Source organism: Paenibacillus sp. QJM3NY_38 (assembly GCF_056173265.1).
This window is the reverse complement of the sequence record NZ_CM149665.1, coordinates 4,163,459-4,188,025: the sequence shown is the minus strand read 5'-3', so window position 1 is coordinate 4,188,025 and position 24,567 is coordinate 4,163,459. Positions and strand designations below refer to the sequence as shown.

Here is a 24,567-nt window from a genome sequence, read left to right as displayed (position 1 = left end):
TATCGATATTCTCTATCGTAAACAGGGTCGGGTTTCGCTTGTAGTAAAGCCCGGAAAATCGATTTATTAGTAAAACTGATAAATGCTATAAGAACATTGTAATTGACCGGTTCAGGTAAGCTGTGATAGGTTCAGAGGAGTAATAAAATTAATTGTATCGTAATAGTAGGAATTAATAATGTGCGCTTTTGAGAGGTGGATATTGTTGGAACTTCAAGTAATGAACAGTCCTTTTAATCAGGAGCAGGTGGAACTGCTGAACCGCCTACTGCCTACACTGACGGAATCCCAGCGGACCTGGCTCAGCGGATTCATCGCTGCGTTACAGGGAACGGAAGCCGCAGCAGCAGTTGCGGCAGCACCACAAGCGAACACGTTAGCTGCTGTATCGGCACCGGTGGCGACGGCAACTAAAGAAGTCACAGTCCTGTACGGATCACAGACAGGCAATGGTCATGGATTATCGAAAAAGCTATCCAAGAAGCTCGAAGAGGTTGGCCTGCAGGTCACGATGTCTTCTATGAGCGATTTTAAACCCAATAACCTGAAGAAGCTGCAGAATCTCCTGATAATCGTCAGTACGCATGGAGAGGGAGAGCCGCCGGATAATGCTATACCATTCTATGAATTTCTGCACAGCAAGCGGGCACCTCAGGTAGACCATCTTCAATATTCCGTACTGGCGCTGGGGGATACCTCGTATGAATTTTTCTGCCAAACGGGTAAAGATTTCGACAAACGACTCGAGGAATTGGGCGGCAAGCGGCTGACGCCAAGAGTCGATTGCGATGTGGACTTTGATGAGTCGGCTGCAGAATGGATGAATCAGGTTCTTCTATCGTTGAATGAGGCTGGAGCGGGATCATCCGTTGTCGAGAATGGGAGTGCGGTAGCCCTGAGCGATAGTACGGAATCGGAATTTTCGAGAAGCAATCCATTTCAAGCGGAAATCCTCGAGAACCTAAATTTGAACGGAAGAGGATCCGACCGTGAAACTCGTCATATCGAAATTTCTCTTGAAGGATCTAATTTGCAGTATGAGCCGGGCGACAGCTTAGGAGTCTATCCGGAAAATCATCCGCAGTTGGTGGATGATCTCATCGCAACAATGGGATGGAATGCGGATGAAGTGGTCGTTATTAATAAACAAGGTGAAGCGCGAGCTCTTCGGGATGCCTTGCTCCGTCACTACGAAATTACCGTTCTCACGAAACCACTGATCGAGCAAGTGGTTAAAATGTCAGGGAATGAAGGACTTCGGACATTGCTGGAGCCAGGTCATGAGCAAGAATTGCGCACCTATATCGAGGAACGGGATTTGCTTGATCTGATACAGGATTATGGCCTGCAGCAAGTGGCGGCAAGCGATTTTGTATCCATACTGCGCAAAATTCCTGCCCGATTGTACTCGATTGCCAGCAGCTCCAAAGCCTTCCCTGATGAAGTTCATGTTACCGTTCGAACGGTGCGTTATGAAGCACATGGCCGCCGCCGCTACGGCGTGTGCTCCGTGCAATTGGCGGAACGTCTGGAAGCGGGCGATACGCTGCCGGTATACATTCAGCATAACCCGAACTTTAAGCTGCCCGAGAATCCGGACACCCCGATCATTATGATCGGACCTGGTACAGGCGTGGCACCTTTCAGAGCCTTTCTGGGAGAACGGGAAGAGACGGGGGCAGAAGGGAAATCTTGGTTGTTCTACGGAGATCAGCATTTCTCGACGGACTTCCTCTATCAGATTGAATGGCAGCGTTGGTTGAAGGATGGAGTATTGACGCGCATGGATGTTGCTTTCTCGCGGGATACGGACAAAAAAGTGTACGTACAGCACCGCATGCTGGAGAAGAGCAAGGATTTATATCAGTGGCTCCAAGAAGGAGCTTGCGTCTATGTCTGCGGCGATGAGAAGAAGATGGCTCATGATGTGCATTCTGCGTTGGGGTCTATTCTCGAACAAGAAGGCCGGATGAGTCCGGAAGAAGCTGCGGAATATTTGACGCTCATGCAGCAACAGAAACGTTATCAGCGGGATGTGTATTAAGATCACCCCTGTGGTTGCGAGAGGAGAAAAAGGAACATGTCTGATAATAATCTAGTATCACCCCATAGTGCGCCGCATAGTGATGTTGAGGACATCAAGCGTCGAAGCAACTATCTGCGTGGCAGTCTTGTAGAGACCTTAGAGGATCGCATAACGGGGTCGATTCCGGAAGACGATAACCGGCTGATGAAATTTCACGGCAGTTATATGCAGGATGACCGGGATTTGCGTAACGAACGACATAAACAAAAGCTGGAACCCGCGTACCAGTTCATGCTGCGTGTTCGTGCCGCTGGCGGCGTCGTGACTCCGGAGCAATGGCTGATGATGGACCGTGTTGCCCAAAAGTACGCCAACGGGACGATTCGTTTGACCACCCGCCAATCCTTTCAGCTTCATGGCGTATTGAAGTGGAATATGAAGAGCACCATTCAAGAAGTGAATGAAGCCATGCTTAGCACATTGGCTGCTTGCGGCGACGTCAACCGTAACGTGATGTGCAATCCGAACCCCTATCAATCCGAAATTCATTCGGAGGTATACGAATGGGCACGAATGCTTAGCAGTCATCTCGATCCGCGCTCGCGTGCTTATCATGAGATTTGGCTGGACGGCGAGAAGATTGTAGACAGCCTGCAAGAGGGAGAGGAGCAGGAGCCGATCTATGGCCCGGTGTACCTGCCGCGGAAATTTAAGATCGGTATGGCCGTGCCGCCATCCAATGATGTTGATGTATTTTCCCAAGATCTTGGCTTCATTGCCATCATTGAGGATGGACATTTGAAAGGCTTTAACGTTTCGGTAGGCGGTGGCATGGGGATGACGCATGGTGATTCGTTAACCTATCCTCAAGTGGCGAAAGTCATTGGTTTCTGCAAACCCGAGCAGATCGTTGACTTGGCCGAGAAGACGGTAATGATTCAACGTGATTACGGAGACCGCGCGGTGCGCAAGCATGCTCGTTTCAAATATACGATTGATGATCGCGGTATCGACTGGTTTGTCAACGAGCTGACCAGCCGTCTGGGCTGGAAGCTGGAGGAGGCAAAACCGTATCATTTTGATCATAACGGAGACCGCTACGGCTGGGTTAAAGGCAGCAATGGCAAATGGCATTTTACACTGTTCATCCAAAACGGACGTGTGAAAGACGAATCCGATTACCTGCTGATGACAGGGCTGCGCGAAATCGCTCAAATCCATAATGGAGACTTCCGTCTGACGGCCAATCAGAATCTGATCATCGCCAATGTCAGCAGCCATAAGAAGAAAAAGATTGAAGACCTCATCAAGCGTTACGGACTTACGGACGGTAATCATTATTCTGCCCTGAGACGAAATTCCATGGCATGCGTAGCTTTACCGACATGTGGATTGGCTATGGCCGAATCCGAGCGATATCTGCCGACGTTATTGGATAAAATCGATGTGATCCTGGAAGAGAACGGACTTCGCGAAGAGGATATCGTCATTCGAATGACCGGGTGCCCGAATGGGTGCGCCAGACCGATGCTGGCTGAAATCGCATTTATCGGAAAGGCGCCTGGCAAATATAACATGTACCTGGGTGGCGGTTTCTCCGGACACCGGCTGAACAAGCTGTATAAGGAAAACATCGGAGAGGCCGAGATTTTGGATTCCCTTCGTCCCCTCATGAAGCAATATGCACAAGAACGCGAGCAGGGCGAGCATTTCGGTGACTTTGTGATCCGGGCCGGCTATGTGAAGGAAGTGTTGGACGGACAACAATTTCACGCATAATGATACTCAATTATCAACAAATCGGAGTTCTTCTTGAGAAGAGCTCCGGTTTTTTTGTAAAAAGAAAACCATACGCTATGCGTATGGTTCAGGATAGCTTAAGCGTTGTATAAAAAAAATCCTCCGAAGTGTTAAGATAAATTCGGTTCGCCAACCAAATTTAAAACACGAGGAGGAGATCAGATGGCATCTGATGTGAACAGTTTAGCACATACAAAATGGAATTGTAAGTATCACATAGTGTTTGCACCAAAGTACAGAAGACAAGTGATCTATGGGAAATTGAAAAGAGATATAGGAAAAATACTAAGACAATTGTGTGAAAGAAAAGGTGTAGAAATTATAGAAGCAGAGGCATGTAAAGATCATATACACATGCTGGTAAGTATACCGCCGAAAATAAGTGTGTCATCATTTATAGGGTATTTAAAAGGGAAGAGTAGCTTAATGATATTTGATCGCCATGCAAATTTAAAATATAAGTATGGGAATCGAAAATTCTGGTGTAAAGGGTTTTATGTGGACACGGTAGGAAGGAACAAGAAAGTGATTGAAGAGTATATACGAAATCAGTTACAAGAAGACGTGGTTGCAGAGCAAATGACGCTGGAAGAGTATATAGATCCATTCACAGGAGAAGAAACAGGAAGCAAACGAAAGAAGAAGAACTAGAAGGCCCCTTAAGGGGTAGCCGAAAAAGTAGTGCGGTTGGCGAACGATTCAATGCCCTTTAGGGCTGGCCAGTAACAAAGGCTTTCAGCCGCAGAGCAAACCACCCGTTCACACGGGTGGTTTTGATTGTTCATAGCACTTTAGGAGATCATGATGGGCTCTCAAGCAGAGATGAAAAAGGTGGTACTGACGAAAACGGATGATGAGACCGATTTTTACCAGGCCATTATGGAACACAAGGAAACACTGTTCCATATAGCTTACAGTTACTTGCGGAACCGATATGATGCGCTGGAAGCGGTTCAGGAGATGACGTGCAGAGCATGGGTCAAGCGTTCAACGCTAAAAGAAGGGAAGGCATTCAAAGCCTGGATCATCCGAGCCTGAAACAATAAGACGACATGACCGCCAGTTGCTACACGGTCTCTAGCTGAGTACGAGCCGCCTCTTGTAATGTGAGGCGGCTCTTTTTTGCTGTTCATTGCTCCAATACGCCGGCCGTGCTCTTTTTCTTTTTAAACAATGGGAGCAGCAGCGCCGAACCAGTCAGGAACAAGAGTGTGCTAGCCGCATAAACGGCGAACAGGGACAGCTGGTCTTTGAGCAATCCCCCGATCGACATGCCCAGCACCATCATTCCCATATAAATCGGGGTTAGGGCGCCGCCGACCCGACCAATATATGGCCCTTCCGTATTGTTTAGGATCATGGTGTTGATTCCAATGTGGATGGTGGGATAAAAGAATCCGTTAATCACCAGAAGCAGCATTGTAAAGATGACGCTGGTTGACCAGCCAATGCCAAGGGTCCCGACCGCACTAACGCTCAGACCGAGAGCTAGTAAGGTTTGAGGGGGAATTTTCTTGGCAAATGCCATGACGAAGCCTCCTCCGACGAGCATCGCCGCTCCATTGACCGTTAACAGCCATTGCAAGAATGACTTATCCCGACCGAGGTTCTCAATCGTCACAAAAATCGCGAGCGGCTGAATAAGTCCCGCTGCCAAGCCAGCCGCGGCGAAGGTCGCGGCAAGGGTTCGGAGCGTATGATTATTCCATACATAGCGAAGGCCTTCGATAAGTTCTTGTTTCAGGTTCTGCTGCTTGGATTGTGTCTCTTCCTGCATATCACGGGGCAGCAAAGTCAGAATTAATCCAGAACCCAGGAATAACGCACCTGTTGCGACCAGCGATACTTCAATGCCGAACGTTTGATATACAAATGCACCGGCGATCGGGCCGATCACCGTAAAGAAGGCAACCATCGATTGAAACATGGCCATCACGGATTGCAGCTGTTCAGCGGGGACATGCTGTTTAAACAGCTTCATCGCTGAAGGCTGAGAGAATTGGGACAGGACGGCTGAGAAGAACGTAAGTACCAGTAATGCTTGCCACGATCCGTTATGAACGGCAATCAGCACGAAAAATACCGATATCGCAGACAAACCATCAGAACTGACCATGGTACGCTTAGGCCGCCAGCGGTCCGCGAAAGTACCGCCGATGAAGGCAAACAAGAAAATCGGCGCAAATTCGGCTACGGATATGAGGGATACATACATAGGATTATTGTCCGTCAAGTCGGTAACGTATAGAAGAATGGCAAAGTTACGAACCCAAATGCCAAGATTCAAGAGAACGCGTGACAAGACAATCGTTCGAACATAGGGGTTGTTAAGCAAAATAAAGAGTCTCCTTTCGAGATCTGTACTTAACAGATCAGATAGCGTAAAAACAGACGAATTCGCATTTTCTTGTTTTATACATAGACATAATAATATTTTGTCTATAAATAATCAATCATTTTTTTGTTCCATCTACATTTCTCTCGCAAAAAAACACTTCCCGCATTTGTTCATGAGCAGGAAGTGCCTTCAATAGACGAAATTGTATATGGTTTGGAATCTTGCTGTGTATTACGATTTTTCCGAAAAGTACTGAATGACGTCATCACGGAACTGACGAGCCGCTAAGGATAAATAGTGCTTCTCGTGCCAGATGAGCCGATAATGGCGTTTGCATTCGGGCTTCGCAATGGGCAGCAGCTTAAGCTTGGCGTCTTGGACATGAGAACATCCGAAGAGGGCAACCCCTAGACCGGCACGAACAAGACTTGCAATAGCCGGAGGTTCGTCAACCCGGCATACATATCTGGGGGCAATTCCAGCCTCCTGAAAGAATTTATCGTTCATTTGCTGGAATATAAAATCTTCCTTGTAGCCGATAAAGGCTTCGTCCTTCAATTCATCCAAGTTAGTGGACGTACGGTCAGCGAGCCTGTGCCCTTGGGGTACAGCCAAATACACATCCTCGCGAAGCACGGTCACTTGAGATAACAGGGGTTGCTCCATCGCCATCGAAGTAAAGCATAAATCGACCTGCCCCATTTCCATCATCTTCATCATGTCATCCGTCCCGACCTGGGATATTTGAAAATTCACGTCAGGGTGCTCCGCCAGAAACTGACTCAGCGGTTCGGATAACGGATCCAGGGTTGAGGTTGCCAGATGAATACTGCCATGCTGAAGTCCGGCAAGTTCATTGATTTCTTTCTGGCCCTCCTCCAGCAAATGAAGTGCACGTTCAACTTTATCCAAATAGAGCTTCCCAAATGTATTCAATCGGATTCTCCCGCCATGACGATCAAACAATGGAACTCCGACATCCGCTTCCAGCCTGGATATGGTTTTGCTTAAAGCAGGCTGTGCAATATGAAGCTCTTGAGCTGCTTTCGTCATGTGTTCCGTTCGGGCTACGGTTTGAAAATAACGCAGCTGCAGAAGTTCCATCCTTCATCCCCCTATATACTCCAGTATATGATCTATATAGCATATTATATATTTTTGTTTATTTCGAACCCATTATAAAATAAAAAACGAAAGGAAAACAATCCCTTATGAGAAGTGTACCTCGGTATACACACGTAATAGGGTCTCCCTTTTAAAATCCGAAAAAGAAGGGACATTTATGGAGATGGGGAGAAGGAAGTCATCAAGCGAAGCATTAATCAGCATCCTGGCATTTACTCTTGCCATATCGGTTATGAATGCTACGATGTTTAATATCGTGCTCCCAGAAATTAGGCGAGAGTTTGGTCTGAGCATGGCCAAAGTCAGCTGGGTAACTACATCGTATTTGCTTGTATTCGCTATAGGAAGTGTTATCTACGGAAAGCTTGCCGATCGTTACAAGCTGAAAATCCTGATTTCCATCGGGTTTCTCACCTTTATTATCGGCTCGGTTATCGGGATGCTGTCTCAGGTTTACGGAATGCTCATCTTCGGAAGGATGCTGCAGGCTGCAGGGTCTGCCGTCATACCGGCGATATCCGGCATCATCCCCGTGCGCTATTTTCCTCCGAAACATAGGGGAAGAGCATTAGGGATATCGATGACAGGCGGTGCTATCGGCAGTGCAGCTGGTCCAGCCGTAGCGGCAATGCTTGTAAGCATTGTCCATTGGCGCGTGTTATTTTGCATGCCGGTACTCATTCTGTTGACATTGCCTTTCTACTACAAATACTTACATGATGATGAAAGGGTCGGCACAGCCCAAATGGATTGGCTCGGTTGCAGTCTGCTAGCCGGAGCTGTAGCCAGTCTGCTGCTCTCCATTACGAATCCAACAGCATTGACCCTGATCAGTTTTGTCCTGCTATTGATTTGTTTCATTTGGAGAATCCGGAAAGCGGCAGCTCCTTTTATAAACCCGGGGCTATTCCAAAACGTTCGCTACACGCTTGGCTTGGTGATTGCTTTTGGAGCAACAGGCATAGGATATTCTCTTGTGTTCCTGACGCCGACGCTGTTGACACAAGTTCACCAATTGAGGCTGGGCTTGACGGGATACGTTATGGTGCCAGCAGCAATCGCTACTGCATTACTGAGCAAAACCGGAGGCAGGATGGCGGACCGTAAAGGTACTTCCTATCTGTTCCATATAGCCGTAAGTTTGTTTCTGCTCTGTTTCCTTTTATTATCTTCATTCTCGGGGGCTTCGCCAGTATGGATTGCATTGTTCCTGATCCTCGGCGGTGTCGGGCAAGCATTTATGTCGATTGCACTATCCAAATCCATATCATTGACCCTGCCGCATGAACAAAGTGGAGTGGGAATGGGCATATTGTCGATGTTGAATTTCGTGGCAGGAGCGATATTTGCCAGCCTTTACGGAACCATGGTGGATCTGAAAGCCGCACAGGCGTGGAACCCGTTGATCCACGAACTGAGTGCGTATGTCTTTAGCAATATATACTTCATGCTGATGATCATGATTGCAGTTGTAGCGGCGCTTTTTAGTTTATTTTTTAATAAGCATTACGAAAAGAGGAGATGTTGCAAATGAAAGCTATGGCCATTACTTCATTCGGTCCACCTGAGGTTTTAAAATTAACGGAAATGAAGCAGCCGCAGGCAGGACCGGGTACTGTTCGGGTTCGCGTGAAGGCAGCCGGTGTGTTGCCTTTTGATTGCGGGCTGCGTGAAGGAACGATAGGATATGCCCACCAACAGCGTTTCCCGATGATTCCCGGCAATGAGTTCGCTGGCGTGATCGATCAGGTCGGAGAAGGCGTCAACCAATTCGTAGTGGGCATGGAGGTGCTTGGGTTCTCACTGCTCCATAGTTACGCTGAATATATCGTGGTGGATGCGGATCAGATTGTAATCAAACCCGAACGCATGCCTTGGGAAGTAGCCGGGGGGTTCTCCGGTAATGGACAGGGGGCCCATATGGCATTGAAGTCTGTTGGGATTAAGGAAGGGGACACCGTACTCATCCATGCCGCGGCAGGCGGGTTTGGTACCTTTGCATGCCAGTTGGCAAAGGCCTGGGGCGCAGCAGCTGTCATTGGAACCGCAAGTGAAAGCAATCATGAATATTTGCGGTCCATCGGCGTGATACCGGTTGCATATGGCGCTGGGCTTGTGGAAAGGGTCCGCAGAATCGCGCCGCAAGGAATCGATGCTGCAGTTGATGCAGCCGGCCCCGAGGCATTAAGGGCTTCTGCCCAGCTTGTGAACAATAAGGAGCGTATCCGCACGATGGTGTCGGACGAAGCTGCTGTAGAGCTGGGTATACCCGTGTTAAGCGGCACGAGAACGGCAGCTAGACTGCAAGAGTTGGTGGATTTGTATATGGAGGGTTTCATTCGGATTCATATTCGAGAGGTGTTTCCGCTGCACGAGGCGCAGGAAGCGCATCGCCTTGTTGAAACGGGTCATGGCAGGGGAAAGGTGATCTTACTTGTCGGTGAACAGCACTGATTGATGGTTGCGGGTATTTGTCTATTTTCCGGATATACGCTCTTAACCTTGTTCAAGGGACTTAATAGATATATAATGGACGAGGGTATTTATTGAATACCGGCTACAGATTCAATAATGAAAGTGAGCGGAAATATATGGGCCGTAAATGGAATAATATTAAAGAGAAAAAAGCATCCAAGGATGCAAATACAAGTCGCGTATATGCGAAATTTGGTGTCGAAATTTATGTGGCAGCCAAGAAGGGTGAACCGGATCCCGAGTCCAACCGTGCATTGAAGGTTGTTCTTGAGCGTGCCAAAACATACAATGTGCCGAAAGCCATTATTGACCGCGCCTTGGATAAAGCCAAGGGCAGCGGGGATGAGAATTATGAAGAGCTTCGCTATGAAGGCTTTGGTCCGAACGGTTCGATGATCATTGTTGACGCTTTAACCAACAACGTCAATCGTACGGCGCCTGCTGTACGTTCTGCGTTTAATAAAAACGGCGGTAATATGGGCGTCAGCGGTTCAGTGTCTTATATGTTTGATCCAACCGCAGTCATCGGCGTCGAAGGTAAGTCGGCTGAGGAAGTCATGGATCTGCTGCTCGAAGCCGACCTGGATGTCCGTGACATCCTGGAAGAGGAGGAAGCCGTGATCGTCTATGCTGAACCCGACCAGTTCCATGCGGTTCAGGAAGCATTCAAAGCCGCTGGTATTACGGAATTTACCGTTGCCGAGCTTACCATGCTGGCTCAGAATTTTGTCACCTTACCGGAAGAAGGACAGGTACAGTTCGAGAAGCTGATCGATGCATTGGAAGACCTCGAGGATGTTCAGCAGGTATATCACAACGTGGAATTTGAGGAATAGTTCGTAACGATTAATATCTTACTGCATTAAAACACCATCGTATTCAGGAATCCTGAGTACGATGGTGTTTTTTGTGATTTATTTTAGCTGCGGTAAGCAGTCAGAACAACAGCTTAGTTGTCGGCTTGAACCATTATCACTTCAGCGGATGTGATTGCTGGAATGGACATGGTCATGATAGGGGAGTGGAAGACCACGATATTCATGCCGGGTTCCAGCTTCTCGTTGGGATTCAATCCAATCACTTGAGTATCCTTGGAGATGTTGATGATGATGTCGTTGTCGGTGGATTGATCTGAGCCTACATTGATATACAGTTGATCCTTTGACGTGCGTTCGGATGTAGTTATTGTGCCTTCGACTTTGGGCGCTGAGGTGTCGGAGACCACGATCTTATCTGCATGCGGCAGGGCAGGGTAAATCACGGACACGTATTCAGCTTCGATTCGCAGACCCGATTTTAAGGCTTCAGCCGTTAACGATTTGCCCCCGGCATCTACAATCTTTGTGTCGCCATCAACAGCGAGCACGACGTATTCGAGGTCACCTGCTTTAGCTGGTTTACCGGAAACGCTTATTCTTCCATCCTTCATTTCTGTAAGGATGCCGTCAATGCCGGCTGCTTGCTCCTGATCGTTATTCTCGGCATTCGTGTTGACCCGTATATAATTCGTTGAGGATTGAGGCGGCATGCTTAACGCCACGTAAGGTCCATAGAAAGCGCGAATACTCATGCCGGCTTCCAGGTCGCTTGCTTTCAGTGCGCTGCCGTTTTGATCGATGATTTTTGCTTTTGGATCCAGATGAAGCAGCATGGTCTCTTCGCTGTCGTTGTACAGATTGGTTCCTTCCACCAGAATGCCTTGTTTGGTTACCTCCGAGATGGTTCCATCAATACCGGCGAGGTCGTCATCCTGTACAATGATCGTAAGAGCCGAGCCTTGAGCGGGCAGGCTCTTTGTTATATTTGGGTTATAGAAAGCTTTTATCGCTTTGTTTTTATTCACGATCGTTTGGAGCTGGACTTGGTTGCCTTTGGCATCCATGATTTTAGTATCTTTGGAAATCGAGAGCTTGATTTCTTGTTGATCGGTTGCTGCCAAGCCGCGGCCGGTTACGGTAATCCATGTGCCTGATTTGTCATTGACGAACTCCGTTATGTAACCCATCGTTCCAGGAACGCTTTTCTTCACCTGATTCGCGATGTTGCCTTGTCCCTTATGGGCTGTAGCAGGAGGGACGGCCTGTGCATTCGCTGCTATTGGCAGTGCCGCCATTGCGAGAACCGTAGCGGTTGCTAGTACTTTGTAGATTTTTTTCATGGTAGGTATCCTCCAAATGTAGATTATCCTAGGACGCTAGGATTCAGCTAAGTCATATCATGAATTGGTAAAATGTACTTGCTGCACCACTATAGACGGGAGAAATGATAAAAGGTTGCAGGACCATGAAAAATCATGAAAACGGATCATCATGCTGATTACGAACTCGGATCACCAAGAAGTCAGAGCTCCTTATATTCAGAGCACTTCCCTCAATGTGTCATATATTCGATTCAGCAGTTTACAAATGGACTTCATTTAGGATATAAACGATCTAAATGATCGCAACAGATTGACCAGGTGAATAGATCAAGAATCGAGGGATGACCTATGAATCTTCATGCACTACGCATTTTTAATGATGTCTCCAAAACGGGAAGCATTACGAGATCGGCGGGCAATCTGCTGTTAAGTCAACCAGCCGTTACGGCCCAAATCCGCAATTTGGAGCGGGAGCTCGGCATGAAATTGATTGAGGCTAACGGACGCAATATTCAATTGACTGAAGCAGGCATTGCCTTGGCCAGGCATTCCCAGCGATTATTTGCGATGGAAGCCGAGATGGAAGAGATGATGGAGGCCATCAAATCCGGTCAGCAAGGAAGTTTGCGAATATGCGCTACGGAGCTGCCCGAGAGCGCTTTGCTGCCCGGATGGCTGGTTGGGTATAAGCAGGAGCATCCAAGGATAGATGTGCAGCTGCTGAAAGGAAATTCCCGAACCGCGCTGCAGCGGTTACAGGACGATTCGGTGCATATCTCCATCGTATGCGGCAGCTGGCCCATTGAAGCGGAAGAGATCGAGTCCTTTACAATTCTGGAAGATGAATTGATTTTTGCTGTGCCTGCCCATCATCGACTAGCCGATAAAGAAGTGACATTCCTTGAGCTTATGGAGGAACCCTTTGTGCTGAGGGAAGAAGGAAGTTACACGCGAAAACAGTTATGGTCGTTGATGGAGTCATCGAATGCACGCGAACCTCGCTGTTCCATAACGATAGAGGGGTTGAAGGAATCCATTGAAGGAGTAAAAGCGGGATACGGGGCTGCATTAGTTCCTGCTCTTTCTATCAAGAAAGAACTGGCTTCGGGCGAACTTGGCAAGGTTAAAGTGTCAGGAGTAACTTTTCCGCACCCTATTCGGGTATGCATCAAGAGACAAGAAGCGAGACCTGCGCAAGTCCATTCGTTTATTTCCTATATTCAAGCGGATATCCGCGGAAAAAACCAGTATATCCATGGATGATAAAGGCCTGCCCTTGATTCATCCATTTTTTTTATGAAACGGAGTGAAAACAATATTATTTCTTTATCCGCATATGGAGTACACTCGGTTAAAGCGGACGCTGGATAAAAATGAGAAGGAGTGGGCTGCATGAAAGCATACCTGTTCGAACATTTGGAATTTGTGCGTGCACAAACGTTGAATCTTGTAAGGGATCTCCCGGATGATATAGCGGAGTTGATTCCGAGTGGGATGAATAACCACGTGAAATGGAATATGGGACATGTTTTATTCATAACGGAAAGGTTTGCGTTCGGCGTGAATGGAGAACCCATGACCCTTCCCGTTGAATATACCGAGCTGTTCCGATCGGGTTCTAAGCCAAGGGAGATTAGGGAAGCGTGGCCATCCATGCACGAGCTTGTCGAACTGCTTGAGGGTCAGGTCCACCGAATCGAACGCAGGTACAACGGGCATTTGCACGATACGGTTTTATCTCCCTATACAACCTCCAAAGGTTTAAAGTTAACCCGGGTCGAAGAATTCTTAAGCTTTTGCTTGTATCATGAAGGCATGCATTTTGATAAAATGAAATCGATTCTCAGCCAAGTCTAAGTTGTAATGAAACACAAAGAAACAATTCGAGCTGAGGGCGATAAGCGGAAAAATAACCAGAAATTTGACATATTATGAAGGAATGTCACTCTTTTGATCGAATTTTTAATAAGAGTAATATGAAAAATGAAAGAGGGTGACCCGGCGTAATTAAGAAAGATCTGTATATACGGCGAATCGCATTTGCCTCTGTATTAAAGTGTGCGGTATGAAGAGGACACTTGAATACATCTTGAAGAGGAGTCGGGCAAATGGATATCGTAACGGAAAGATTAATAATTCGCGAGTTTGAACCAGAAGATTGGCAGGATGTTCTGCAATATACATCCGATCCGGTGGTGATGCATTACATGCCTGAGCCTGTGCATACGGAAGAAACAGTAAAACAATTTCTTGCTCAGAACAAGGGCGATAAAGCTCATCATTATGCCGTCTGCCTGCAAAAGGAACAACGGGTGATTGGACACGTGGTGTATCATCCATGGTTCGGCGAACATACCTATGAAATCGGCTGGGTGTTTAATTCAACCTATCACCGTAGGGGGTATGCCACGGAAGCTGCCAGAGCTTTGCTTCAGCACGGTTTCGAGGTAATGGGGTTGCATCGGATCATTGCGACATGCCAGCCTGAGAATACACCTTCGTATCGGGTGATGGAGAAGCTGGGCATGAGGAGAGAAGGCTATTTTCAACAGTGTATTCCTCGTGGCGATATTTGGTGGGATGAGTATTACTATGCTATGCTGAAGACTGAATGGCGTACAATCTCATAGTTCTATTGTTATAATATGCTGTGCCCAATGTATCTCTTATAACAATGAGATGCATTGGGCTTATTTGTTATTAAATCTGTGAATAAGGGAAGTTGATAAGCAATGACGGAACAGGATCCACTAAATCGAGAGCTGCTGACGGAGGGCGATTATGTAACGGATGGACCGATCGGCCTGACGAATTGCGAGAAAGAACCTATTCACATTCCAGGATATATTCAGCCCCATGGCGTACTGCTTGCCATTAACCCTATCGATGACTATAGGATCGCCCAATGCAGCCGAAATACCGATCAGTTCTTAGGCATTAGCGCAGAAGCACTTCTGGGACAGCGTTTGGAAGCGCTTATTGGGAAGGCCCAATTTGAGCTGATGATTCATCGGGATCTTCAGGCGATCGCCACGCCCGATTTACAGTATATCAATTTAACGATTCCGGTTGGGGATGATCCGGTTGCGTTTTTCGGAATTGTCCACGAAAGCGAAGGGTTGATACTGCTTGAATTGGAGCTGGTATCGGAAGATACCGTACCCTTTACAGATGATTTTGAAAGGATACAGACGTTCTTCAGTCGCATGAAACGAACCGAGAATCGTGTGGAGGCGAGTCAAGTGGCTTGCGAGCTTGTGAAGGATATTCTTGGATATGACCGCGTGATGCTCTATGAGTTTGATGATCACTGGAACGGAAAAGTGGTTGCCGAAGCTAAAGAGCAGGAGCTGGAGCCTTTTTTGGGACATCATTATCCGGCATCGGATATTCCTAGGCAAGCCCGTGAACTGTATCTAAGAAATTGGCTGCGGACAATTGTTGATGTGAGTTATACGCCGGTTGAGATTATTCCTACGGTACAACCCTTGACTGGCAAGCCATTGAATCTCAGTTTATCCGCGCTGCGGAGTGTATCTCCGCTTCATATCGAGTATCTTCATAATATGGGGGTTGGCGCGACAACCACGATTTCCCTTATCCATGACAACCAATTATGGGGTTTGATTACTTGTCATCACTATAGTAGAAAATATGTATCCCACCGGACCCGCAACCTGTGCAACTTTCTGGGCTCCTTTTTCTCCAACGAGCTGTATCAACGACAGCAGCTCGACGATTATCAAACCGAGTTGAGGCTCAGAATTTTATCTGCCCGCTTTACCGAAATTTTCATCGGCCAAACCGATGTATTCCATGTTATCGAACAGCTTGACAACGAGGAGCAGACCTTGCTCGATTTAATGAGCGCTACCGGGGCTGTCGTTTATTATCAAGATAATTTGATGCTGTACGGTACGACGCCAACCTCGAAGCAAGTCATGGAGCTTGCCGGCTGGTTATCTGCCCGGGCCGAAGATTATACGTACCACAGTTCTAAACTCAGTGCCGAATATGAACCCGCTAAAGCGTATAAGGATATCGCATCAGGTGTATTGTATCTCGCTTTGTCACCAGGTCAACAAAATTATGTCATGTGGTTCAGGCCCGAGGTTGTTCAAATTGTGGATTGGGCCGGTGATCCGGCCAAAGCCGTTATCCAAGAGGAGGATAAGGTCCGTTTATCTCCGCGTAAATCATTCGAAAAATGGAGACAGGTGGTTGAGGGGACCTCATATTCTTGGAAGTCACAGGAGTTAAGCGTTCTCCCGCAATTGAAGTCGATTGTCCGCAAGCAGACGGATGATCAATTAAGGCAAGCAAAAGAACAGGCCATACAGAATGCGAGAATTTTCAGAGAGAACGAAGAACGGTATCTGCAGCTTATGGGCCTGTCGCCTGTCGCTTTCTTGTCACTGACAACGGCAGGTACCATTATGTATTGCAATCCGCAGGCCGAATCGCTGTTCGGTGCAAAGAAACCCGAAGAGCTGCTGCAGCTTGAGATATACAGGTTGGCTAGAGAAGATTCGCGAGATGATCTGAGAGAGCAGATCAAACGGATGGAGCAGAATCAAGCCCAGTTAGTATCCGGCAGCGGCAGGTTTGTTACGCTGGAGGGCAACGGGATCGAGCTTGAGTTCATGCTGGCTGCTATTCATCAAGGGCGTAGATCCTCCATTATGGTGATTCTGAGAGAAGGCACGGCGGAAGACGGCCCGGATCGGGTATACTCCGACGTGCTGGATCAGCTTCAAAATTATGTGACAACAGACCCGCTGACCGAACTGCCCAATCCGCTGACTTTTGAAAAAGAACTGTCGATGGACTGGGAGGAATGTGTTCAGAATAAGCTGCCTTTAGCCTTAATGATGGTCGATATTTAAGACTTCCGCGTATATAATACGCTTCATGGTTTATATGGCGGTGATTTATGTTTGCAATGGATAGCCGATGCCCTGAAAATTATTGGCGAACACTATGGAGCGTCTATATCACGCTACGGTGGCGGCACCTTTATCCTGAAGCTGAAAAACGAAAGTCCCGAACGTACCTATGAATTGGCCGAGAAGATACGCCTGGGCGTGCTTGCACTCAGCATTCCCAAGGATCGCTCGGCAGAGGATGGGTTTATGACCGTTAGCGTGGGGGCGGCATGCCTTACACCAGCATCCATGTTAAAGTTCACGGATTTGATCGCGGAGACGGAAAAAGCAATGCATATGGCCAAGAGCAAAGGGAAGAACAGAGTCACGCTGTATGGATGTGATGCGGATTAAACGGTAGATTCGAGTTTGTGTTACCCTCACTAGTACTAGAATGAAAAAACGATAGTTGACAGCAAAGAAAGCCTGACGCTCTCAATAAGGGAGCCAGCAGGCTTTTTTTGCTGAGAATGATAGAATGGACACTAAGGGTAGATTTAAGATTGGGTATTTGGGGGTGCAGCATGACACAAAATATGCCGGCAAGGGAAGCTCGGGGCAGAAGAAAGCGTACCGTGATTTATGTGTTGGGGGGATTCATTGGAATCCTGTTAATTTATACGCTATATGTGGGCATCACCATTTGGAATTATGCGCAAAGAACAGCCAATATCCCGTCTGATGCAGCCATCGTGCTGGGGGCTGCTGTATGGGAAGGGAAGCCATCCCCTGTTTTTCAGGGACGCATTGATCATGCGCTATGGCTGTATAACCGGCAGTACGTAGACAAGCTGATATTTACAGGGGGACGCAGTTCGGAGGATGAACTTGCCGAATCGGAAGTTGCCAGGCAGTATGTCATCGAGCACGGTGTTCCAGAGAGTGACATCCTTGTCGAGTCGGCTTCGACGATCACGGAGCAGAATCTGCACTTTGCCAATAAGGTAGGAGATTCAGCAGGGCTGTCCTCTTACCTCATTGTAAGTGACCCGCTGCATATGAAGCGGGCGATGATGATGGCGGAAGACATGGGATTGGAAGCCAATCCTTCGCCCACAGCCCGGAGTGCGTATCAGAGCCTGAGAAGCAAAGTTCCTTTTTTAATCAGAGAAGTCTTTTATTACATCGGCTATCAACTGGCTTCACCATTCCGATAATATGTATGCGTTATAAGGCCGGTAAATGGATCGTAAAGGTTGTCCCATGATCGGGTATGCTCTCTACGTTCATCGTACCGCCATGATTATGAATAATGTTCTTGGTAATCATCAGTCCGAGTCCCGTCCCGGTGTCTTTGGTCGTAACAAAGGGCTGTCCCAGGGATTGGATTTGTTCCTGCGTCATGCCAATCCCTTCGTCCTGCACGATGATTTGAACCTCTTGAGCGTTGTGCAAAATGTCCAGGGTAATGGTACCGCCTTGATTCATCGCTTCCATGGCATTTTTCAGCAGATTGATGAACACTTGCTTGAGCTGGTTTACTTCACCCTGGACGAAGACCGGTGCCATCGGATAATGAGGGATGATCTCGATATTTTTGAGGGCTGCTTGAACCTTCATAAGCGTAATGATCTGTTCCATAATGGCAAACACGTCGATGGGCCCGCTGACATGGACACTCTGCGGTTTCGAGAGCACCAGGAGTTCATTGACAATGAGCTCGATGCGTTTGAGCTCCGATTCAATGATTTCAAAATAGAGCTCGTTGCTGCGTTCCGCAGATCGCAGCAATTTTACGAATCCGTTAATCGAAGTTAAAGGATTTCGAATTTCATGGGCAATGCCGGCGGCCAACTGGCCGGCGGTGGTCAGCTTCTCGGATTGCATCACGCGATCTTCTTCCAACTGCTGCTCTGTGATGTCTTTGAAGATCCCGACCGCCGCTTTTTCGCCTTCATAATTAATGATTAACGTGAACCCGGTGACCATTTTCTCTTGTCCGTCCAAACAGCGTATCAAATAATCGACGCTGCCGATCTCTCCGCTCTCCGTATATTTTGCCCTGCGTTTCATTAATGCGTTATGGTACGATGCGTCGACTACCACGTCGGTTGAAATCCCGAGGACGTCGCGGGGATGCGCAGCATTAACAAGTCTGAGCGCGGCAGGATTAACATAGTGGACAATGCCTTTTTTTGTTATGAGTACGGATAAGGGAAGTCCTTCCAACAGCTGCAGAAACGAATTTTCCTTCTCGTTTAGCTTCTGTTCCTTCAGCTCCAGCTGTCTCATAAGTTGTCTCAGCAAGGTTCGATCTTCAAACTGTACCAAGTAGCCACGGAAACTCTGCGCCAGCTCCTCCTTAACGCTGATACGTAAACTGAGGTATACTTCACGATCGGATGGATGGTGGTAAACATATTCAAACTGGGTTATGGATTGCTGTTGATCTTGAGTGGCTCTTGTGTTCCAAACCACTTGATTCAATAATGCGCGGATGCTGCTATCTTTTTGTGACGCCCCGGCAGTTAACTCCTGCTGTGAATATCCCAATAGATTACTTAGTGCCGAATTGACCTTAAGAATCGAACCATCAAGCGATATCAATGCCATTCCGATTACGGCTTGTTCAAAGGCAAAATCATGATTGGGGTTGGAATAGGGCAACACAGCAAGTCTCCTTTCAAATATCTGACAGGAATGAATTTATCCATATTATATGTTGGACCCTATCATTCATCAATCCTTTAAAGCGATAGATCTTTAACGAAAGGCAAGGCAGCAGGAATACCTTGCCTTTCCGAGGAGAAACAGCTGTCATGAATGAGCCGTTTTTTTCAGATTATGAATCTCATGAGCCAGAGATTGCTTAAGCTCATCCGTTATGGGTCCCATAGGCAGTCGGAGGAAATCCGATGAGATGATACCCTGGTTGGCAAGCAGCCATTTAAGCGGAGCAGGGTTCGACTCTTCGAACAGCTTTTGAATGTAGGGAAGCAGCTTGTTAAACTCGATCTCGGAACAGAAGAAATCCCCTTGGGCTGTTAATCGAAACACCTGAAGGAAATCCTCGGTATTCATATTAGCCGACGCCAGTATACCACCAGAGGCTCCATGAACCAGCATTTCATGAAAGAGAGCATCGTTACCGCATAGAACGGGCTTCGTATCGTATGGGGATAAGCTTCTCATAAGCTCTGTACTTGCCGTGCTGTCTTTCATCCCGATCACTCCGGGTATCTCCATGATTCTTCTTATGGCATCAACAGGTAACCGGATTCCGGTACGCGAAGGAACCTCGTATAAAATAACGGGGATTCCGATTTCGGCCACCCTTCGAAAATGCTGGAGGATGCCCTCGATCGAAGGGCGACTGTAATACGGCGTGACGACCAATACCGCATCAGCACCGATCTGGCCTGCCAGTTGCGTTCGTTTCATACTGGATACCGTATCGTTTGTGCCGGTACCAATGATGAGCGGCAATCGTCGTTCGTCCAGACGCCTCCGCGTTTCTTCCACGATCTGTACGACTTCCTTCCAAGCTACTGTCGGCGCTTCACCGGTCGTTCCGTTGATGACCAACCCCTGAATATCATAGGATAACAAATTCTTTACATAACGATGATAAGACGGAAGATCCAGTTCGTAATCCTGTGCAAAGGGAGTGATCACAGGAACATAAATGCCATGCAGTTCTTGCTGACTCAGCATAATCTTTCCTCCAATTCATGAGTGATGGCTATACTTTAACATGGGAATTGAGATCGGAGTTATCTATAATAATAGATAGTTATTATCAATATTATTGATAAGGAGACAGCGATGGAACTCATTTATCTGCAAACCTTCAGGGAGGTTGCGCTTCGCCAGAGCTTTACGAAAGCCGCGGATGTGTTGGGTTATGCCCAATCCAGTGTAACCACCCAGATTCAGAAGCTGGAGAATGAATACGGCGTCAAACTGTTCGAGCGCTATGGCAGGGGCTTACGCCTGACGAAGTCCGGCGAGGAGCTGTTCAAGTATGCCGTTCAAATGCTGGATCTGTTCCAGCAGTCGAAGGAAAAGCTGACCAAGCAAGGTGGAGGCACCTTATCGATCGGAACGATAGATTCGCTGGCCGCTTATTTTCTTCCGTCCGTCATTCACAAGCTGAAACAAAAGCATGAGGATCTTGTCATCCGCTTACAACCGGATCGTGAAGATAGCATCATCAGTAAGGTGAGAGAGGGCGAGTATGATCTCGGTCTTATTTTGGATAAAAAACCGGAGGATTCCTCCTTGAATTGGATCCCCATTCGGGAGGAGCCCCTCCTGCTGATTGCCCATCCGGATCATCCCCTTCATGTTGAACCCGTCATAGAGCTAGAACACCTGGCAGATGCCGAATGGATTATGCCCGAGGATAGCTGTAATTACCGCATGATGTTGGAAAAGGCGCTGCGTGCCAGTGGAGTTCCAATGCGAATAGGCCTGGAATTGGGCAATCCAGAGGCGATTAAGAGATATGTGATGTCCGGTACTGGCATCTCATTATTGCCACGGATGGTAGCAGAGGAGGAAATCAGGCGCGGTGAGCTTGCGATTCTTTCCTTTGCCCATTCTGACATTCAACTGGACATTCAGTTGGTAATCCATCCCAAGAAGTGGCTTTCGCAATCGCTGAAGGATGCTATCGATATGCTGAAGTCTAAATCCTAATGTCGCCTTACGGTGATATTGCAATTAACGGGAAGATTAAGTATGATTTAAATAACAATGTATAGGTTTATGTGTAACTGGCGTAGCATGGGGGACCATGAGGGAGCACATAGATGACGACGGCCGTACGCCTGGGCAGAGGTAAGGGAAGCTTATTTCCCTTACCTCTTTATTATTTTCTGCTTTTTTTATAAGTCTCTGAAACTACGAAAAGGGGATCAAACAACGATGTTAAAAACGAAGAAAATACTGCTGCTAGGATCGGGAGAACTGGGAAAAGAAGTCGTGATTGAGGCGCAGAGACTGGGTGTTGAAACCGTAGCAGTCGATCGTTATGCCGATGCTCCGGCCATGCATGTTGCCGATCACAGCCATGTCATCGATATGCTGGATGGGGAGAAATTACGTACAATCATTGAGCTGGAGAAGCCGGACCTGATCGTACCCGAAATCGAGGCGCTGGCTACTTCGGAGCTGGTTAGGCTGGAGGAAGAGGGGTACCGGGTTATTCCAACTGCCAGAGCTGCGAAGCTTACGATGGATCGTGAAGGGATTCGTCGGTTAGCTTCCGAAGAATTGGGGCTGCCTACTGCGGACTATCGATTTGCCGATACTTATGAGGAGTTTAAACGGGCTGTCCTGGACATGGGTTTTCCGTGCGTAATTAAACCGCTGATGAGTTCCTCAGGCAAAGGCCAGAGTGTATGCCGCTGCGAAGGGGATATCGAGTCCTGCTGGAACATCGCGATGGAAGGCGGCCGCGTGCAGAATGGCAGAGTGATCATTGAGGAATTCATTACGTTCCAGTCAGAGATCACGCTTCTGACCGTTCGCTCCGTCAATGGAACAAGCTTCTGTGCGCCAATCGGTCATATTCAGGAGAGCGGGGATTATATCGAATCCTGGCAGCCGCACAACATGTCCGATAAGCAAATGGAGGACGCTAAATATATTGCAAGGACGATTACCGACGAGCTTGGCGGATATGGATTGTTTGGTATTGAATTGTTCCTTGCTGCGGATAAAGTGTATTTTAGCGAGGTGTCTCCGCGACCGCATGATACCGGCTTGGTTACGCTGGTGACGCAAAATTTATCTGAATTCGCGCTTCACGTCCGTGCCATTCTTGGTTTTCCAATCCCGGAGATCGAATTAATAACGCCAGGAGCCAGCCGTCCGCTGAAAGCTGCCCGAGAGCTGGAGGACTACACAATTACCGGTGCCGAGCAAGCACTGGCTGTTCCGAATACGCAGCTGCGCATTTTTGGGAAACCGGTGACCAAGGTTGGAAGACGGGTCGCAGTTGCGTTGTCAACCGCCGGCACAGTAGAGGAAGCGCGTTCGCGTGCGAAGCAGGCTTTGGATGAGCTTGCTATTGAGGAAGCCTAATCATTACCGATTCTTAGGGTGGTGCATCCATAATCTCATGAAAAAAGATCAACCGATTTACCGGTTGATCTTTTTTTCATTGAAATGATTTCGCGGATCAAAATCTGGTATGAACCGTTCTGACCATAGTGACTTAGTTTTGTTAGTCGTTTTGATGATAAATATGCAGAAATTTATGTTCTTTCATGATAAGATACACAAGAATACAAACGACCCTCACCCATTATAATGTTTTCAAGGCACTGCTCTATAGGCTTTATAGCGTTATATTATCTAATAAATATATAGAGGAACGTTTAGTGACGGCATAGGAGAATCTACATGAGAGACATGACGCAAGGAAGTCCGATCAAGCTGATCATCATGTTTACGATCCCGCTTTTAATCGGAAATATTTTTCAACAATTTTATAATATGGCGGATACCCTGATCGTTGGGCGCACCATTGGTGTGAACGCACTTGCGGCCGTTGGCTCGACCGGCAGTATTTTGTTTTTTGTCATTGGCTTTGCCCAAGGCTTGACGGCAGGTTTATCCATCATAACGGCGCAGCGTTTTGGCGCCAAGGATATCGCGGGCGTTCGCAAAAGCGTGGGAACGAGTATATGGATTAGCCTTGTATTCACGGTTTTCCTGACCATTGTGAGTGTCATATTCACGAGGCCTGTCCTCGTCATGATGAACACGCCGGCAGAAATCCTGGATGATGCTTATTCGTACTTAATCGTCATTAATTGGGGTGTTGGGGCAGCCGTCCTGTTCAACCTGCTGGCGAACTTGCTCAGAGCGCTTGGGGACAGCCGGACACCGCTTCTATTCTTGGTGGTCGCAAGCATTCTGAATATCGTACTCGATCTGTTATTTATTCTCGTATTCAAGATGGGAGTAGCCGGAGCAGGGCTTGCCACGGTGGTATCGCAGCTGTTCTCCTGCCTGCTCTGCTTGTTATACATTCATAAAAAGGTTCCGCTTCTGCAATTCAAGAATGCTGATTGGTCCATCGATTGGACATTTATACGCCGGCATATGTGGGTCGGTTTCCCGATGGGCTTCCAAGCCTCCATCATTGCAATCGGTGCCATCATTCTTCAGATTACGCTTAACGGACTTGGGGCAACAGCCGTAGCCGCATATACTGCTGCTCAGAAGATTGACATGCTCGCTACGCAGCCCATGAGTTCCTTTGGCATTACGATGGCGACTTTTGCGGCCCAGAACTTCGGTGCGAATCGCATAGACCGAATTAAGCTTGGAGTTAAACAATGTATATGGGTCTCGGGATCTTTCAGCATCGCCGTGGGGTTGCTGGTTATATTCGCGGGTCCTGCAGCCGTCAGCCTTTTTGTCGGTCAAGGACAGGAAGAATTGCTGTCCCTTAGCAGGCTGTATTTCTTATCGAACGGAAGCACCTATTTGCTTCTCTCGCTGCTGTTCATCTACCGCTTCACGCTGCAGGGACTGGGACAGAGCTTTATCCCAACCGTAGCCGGCATCATGGAACTGATCATGCGGGTATTGGCTGCCATCTTCCTGACCGCGCAGATCGGGTTCCTCGGCGCAAGTCTGGCGAACCCGCTGGCTTGGCTCGGAGCCGTCATCCCGCTCGGCATTGCCTACTACCTGAGCATTAAAAGGTTAGGCACGCCTGCTAATCCCGTCTCCATACCGGCCCAGGCGTAAGGATTTTATACAATCGAGTTCAGAACGA

21 protein-coding genes and 1 riboswitch are annotated in these 24,567 nt (G+C 47.7%); of the genes, 16 read left to right on the top strand and 5 right to left on the bottom strand.

What is annotated here, in order from left to right; all coding sequences use genetic code 11:
* Positions 1-205 precede the first annotated feature (205 nt).
* The 4 genes from AC0VZ8_RS19195 to AC0VZ8_RS19180 all read left to right on the top strand — a co-directional run bounded on the left by AC0VZ8_RS19195 (position 206) and on the right by AC0VZ8_RS19180 (position 4,864).
* Positions 206-2,044 (top strand): assimilatory sulfite reductase (NADPH) flavoprotein subunit, encoded by a 1,839-nt coding sequence (locus tag AC0VZ8_RS19195; RefSeq protein ID WP_475484089.1) that lies wholly within the window; start codon positions 206-208, stop codon positions 2,042-2,044.
* Between the two features lie 36 nt (positions 2,045-2,080).
* Positions 2,081-3,805, top strand: coding sequence for an assimilatory sulfite reductase (NADPH) hemoprotein subunit (cysI, locus tag AC0VZ8_RS19190; protein ID WP_475484088.1), 1,725 nt, complete (start codon positions 2,081-2,083; stop codon positions 3,803-3,805).
* A 183-nt stretch (positions 3,806-3,988) separates the two neighbouring features.
* Complete coding sequence (gene tnpA, locus AC0VZ8_RS19185; protein ID WP_071223663.1) at positions 3,989-4,477, top strand: IS200/IS605 family transposase; 489 nt, start codon at positions 3,989-3,991, stop codon at positions 4,475-4,477.
* Between the two features lie 150 nt (positions 4,478-4,627).
* The gene (locus tag AC0VZ8_RS19180; RefSeq protein ID WP_475484087.1) at positions 4,628-4,864 is read left to right on the top strand and encodes a sigma factor; all 237 of its coding nucleotides are present in this window, start codon (positions 4,628-4,630) and stop codon (positions 4,862-4,864) included.
* A gap of 91 nt (positions 4,865-4,955) precedes the next feature.
* On the opposite strand, the gene AC0VZ8_RS19175 is transcribed toward AC0VZ8_RS19180, so the two are convergent.
* Together AC0VZ8_RS19175 and AC0VZ8_RS19170 are read right to left on the bottom strand one after the other, a co-directional pair.
* On the bottom strand, positions 4,956-6,161 hold the full coding sequence (locus AC0VZ8_RS19175) for an MFS transporter (RefSeq protein WP_475484086.1): 1,206 nt from the start codon (positions 6,159-6,161) through the stop codon (positions 4,956-4,958).
* 234 nt (positions 6,162-6,395) lie between these two features.
* Positions 6,396-7,268, bottom strand: a complete 873-nt coding sequence (locus AC0VZ8_RS19170; RefSeq protein ID WP_475484085.1) for a LysR family transcriptional regulator — start codon at positions 7,266-7,268, stop codon at positions 6,396-6,398.
* A 178-nt stretch (positions 7,269-7,446) separates the two neighbouring features.
* Here AC0VZ8_RS19170 and AC0VZ8_RS19165 point away from each other — a divergent pair, with 178 nt between their 5' ends.
* The 3 genes from AC0VZ8_RS19165 to AC0VZ8_RS19155 all read left to right on the top strand — a co-directional run bounded on the left by AC0VZ8_RS19165 (position 7,447) and on the right by AC0VZ8_RS19155 (position 10,600).
* Positions 7,447-8,823 (top strand): MFS transporter, encoded by a 1,377-nt coding sequence (locus tag AC0VZ8_RS19165; RefSeq protein WP_475484084.1) that lies wholly within the window; start codon positions 7,447-7,449, stop codon positions 8,821-8,823.
* The gene (locus AC0VZ8_RS19160; RefSeq protein WP_475484083.1) at positions 8,820-9,743 is read left to right on the top strand and encodes an NADP-dependent oxidoreductase; all 924 of its coding nucleotides are present in this window, start codon (positions 8,820-8,822) and stop codon (positions 9,741-9,743) included. The genes AC0VZ8_RS19165 and AC0VZ8_RS19160 overlap by 4 nt, the downstream gene beginning before the upstream one ends.
* Before the next feature lie 137 nt (positions 9,744-9,880).
* Entirely contained in the window at positions 9,881-10,600 is a 720-nt protein-coding gene (locus AC0VZ8_RS19155) for a YebC/PmpR family DNA-binding transcriptional regulator (RefSeq protein WP_076321809.1), read from the top strand.
* Positions 10,601-10,713: 113 nt separating this feature from the next.
* Here AC0VZ8_RS19155 and AC0VZ8_RS19150 read toward each other — a convergent pair whose 3' ends face one another.
* A complete protein-coding gene (locus AC0VZ8_RS19150; protein WP_475484082.1) occupies positions 10,714-11,922 on the bottom strand; it encodes a peptidase in 1,209 nt (402 codons plus the stop codon).
* A 330-nt stretch (positions 11,923-12,252) separates the two neighbouring features.
* Between AC0VZ8_RS19150 and AC0VZ8_RS19145 the strand changes: the two genes are divergently transcribed.
* From AC0VZ8_RS19145 to AC0VZ8_RS19120, 6 genes are all read left to right on the top strand, one after another.
* Positions 12,253-13,167: a LysR family transcriptional regulator gene (locus tag AC0VZ8_RS19145; RefSeq protein WP_475484081.1), complete on the top strand. Its 915-nt coding sequence runs from the start codon at positions 12,253-12,255 to the stop codon at positions 13,165-13,167.
* A 129-nt stretch (positions 13,168-13,296) separates the two neighbouring features.
* The gene (locus AC0VZ8_RS19140) at positions 13,297-13,761 is read left to right on the top strand and encodes a DinB family protein (protein WP_475484080.1); all 465 of its coding nucleotides are present in this window, start codon (positions 13,297-13,299) and stop codon (positions 13,759-13,761) included.
* A 251-nt stretch (positions 13,762-14,012) separates the two neighbouring features.
* The gene (locus AC0VZ8_RS19135) at positions 14,013-14,534 is read left to right on the top strand and encodes a GNAT family N-acetyltransferase (RefSeq protein ID WP_475484079.1); all 522 of its coding nucleotides are present in this window, start codon (positions 14,013-14,015) and stop codon (positions 14,532-14,534) included.
* Positions 14,535-14,636: 102 nt separating this feature from the next.
* Positions 14,637-16,790 carry a PAS domain S-box protein gene (locus AC0VZ8_RS19130; protein ID WP_475484078.1) on the top strand — a complete coding sequence of 718 codons (2,154 nt, stop codon included), beginning with the start codon at positions 14,637-14,639 and terminating at the stop codon, positions 16,788-16,790.
* Between the two features lie 51 nt (positions 16,791-16,841).
* Positions 16,842-17,183 (top strand): GGDEF domain-containing protein, encoded by a 342-nt coding sequence (locus AC0VZ8_RS19125; protein ID WP_475484077.1) that lies wholly within the window; start codon positions 16,842-16,844, stop codon positions 17,181-17,183.
* 170 nt (positions 17,184-17,353) lie between these two features.
* Positions 17,354-17,986: a YdcF family protein gene (locus AC0VZ8_RS19120; RefSeq protein WP_475484076.1), complete on the top strand. Its 633-nt coding sequence runs from the start codon at positions 17,354-17,356 to the stop codon at positions 17,984-17,986.
* Positions 17,987-17,996: 10 nt separating this feature from the next.
* Here AC0VZ8_RS19120 and AC0VZ8_RS19115 read toward each other — a convergent pair whose 3' ends face one another.
* A complete protein-coding gene (locus AC0VZ8_RS19115) occupies positions 17,997-19,439 on the bottom strand; it encodes an ATP-binding protein (protein ID WP_475484075.1) in 1,443 nt (480 codons plus the stop codon).
* A gap of 147 nt (positions 19,440-19,586) precedes the next feature.
* On the bottom strand, positions 19,587-20,483 hold the full coding sequence (dapA, locus tag AC0VZ8_RS19110) for a 4-hydroxy-tetrahydrodipicolinate synthase (protein WP_475484074.1): 897 nt from the start codon (positions 20,481-20,483) through the stop codon (positions 19,587-19,589).
* A 111-nt stretch (positions 20,484-20,594) separates the two neighbouring features.
* Between dapA and AC0VZ8_RS19105 the strand changes: the two genes are divergently transcribed.
* The 3 genes from AC0VZ8_RS19105 to AC0VZ8_RS19095 all read left to right on the top strand — a co-directional run bounded on the left by AC0VZ8_RS19105 (position 20,595) and on the right by AC0VZ8_RS19095 (position 24,539).
* Positions 20,595-21,470, top strand: a complete 876-nt coding sequence (locus AC0VZ8_RS19105) for a LysR family transcriptional regulator (RefSeq protein ID WP_475484073.1) — start codon at positions 20,595-20,597, stop codon at positions 21,468-21,470.
* Positions 21,471-21,533: 63 nt separating this feature from the next.
* Positions 21,534-21,614: riboswitch (ZMP/ZTP riboswitch) on the top strand.
* An 84-nt stretch (positions 21,615-21,698) separates the two neighbouring features.
* Entirely contained in the window at positions 21,699-22,859 is a 1,161-nt protein-coding gene (gene purT / locus AC0VZ8_RS19100; RefSeq protein WP_475484072.1) for a phosphoribosylglycinamide formyltransferase 2, read from the top strand.
* 321 nt (positions 22,860-23,180) lie between these two features.
* Entirely contained in the window at positions 23,181-24,539 is a 1,359-nt protein-coding gene (locus tag AC0VZ8_RS19095) for an MATE family efflux transporter (RefSeq protein ID WP_216532198.1), read from the top strand.
* The last annotated feature ends 28 nt before the right edge of the window (positions 24,540-24,567 follow it).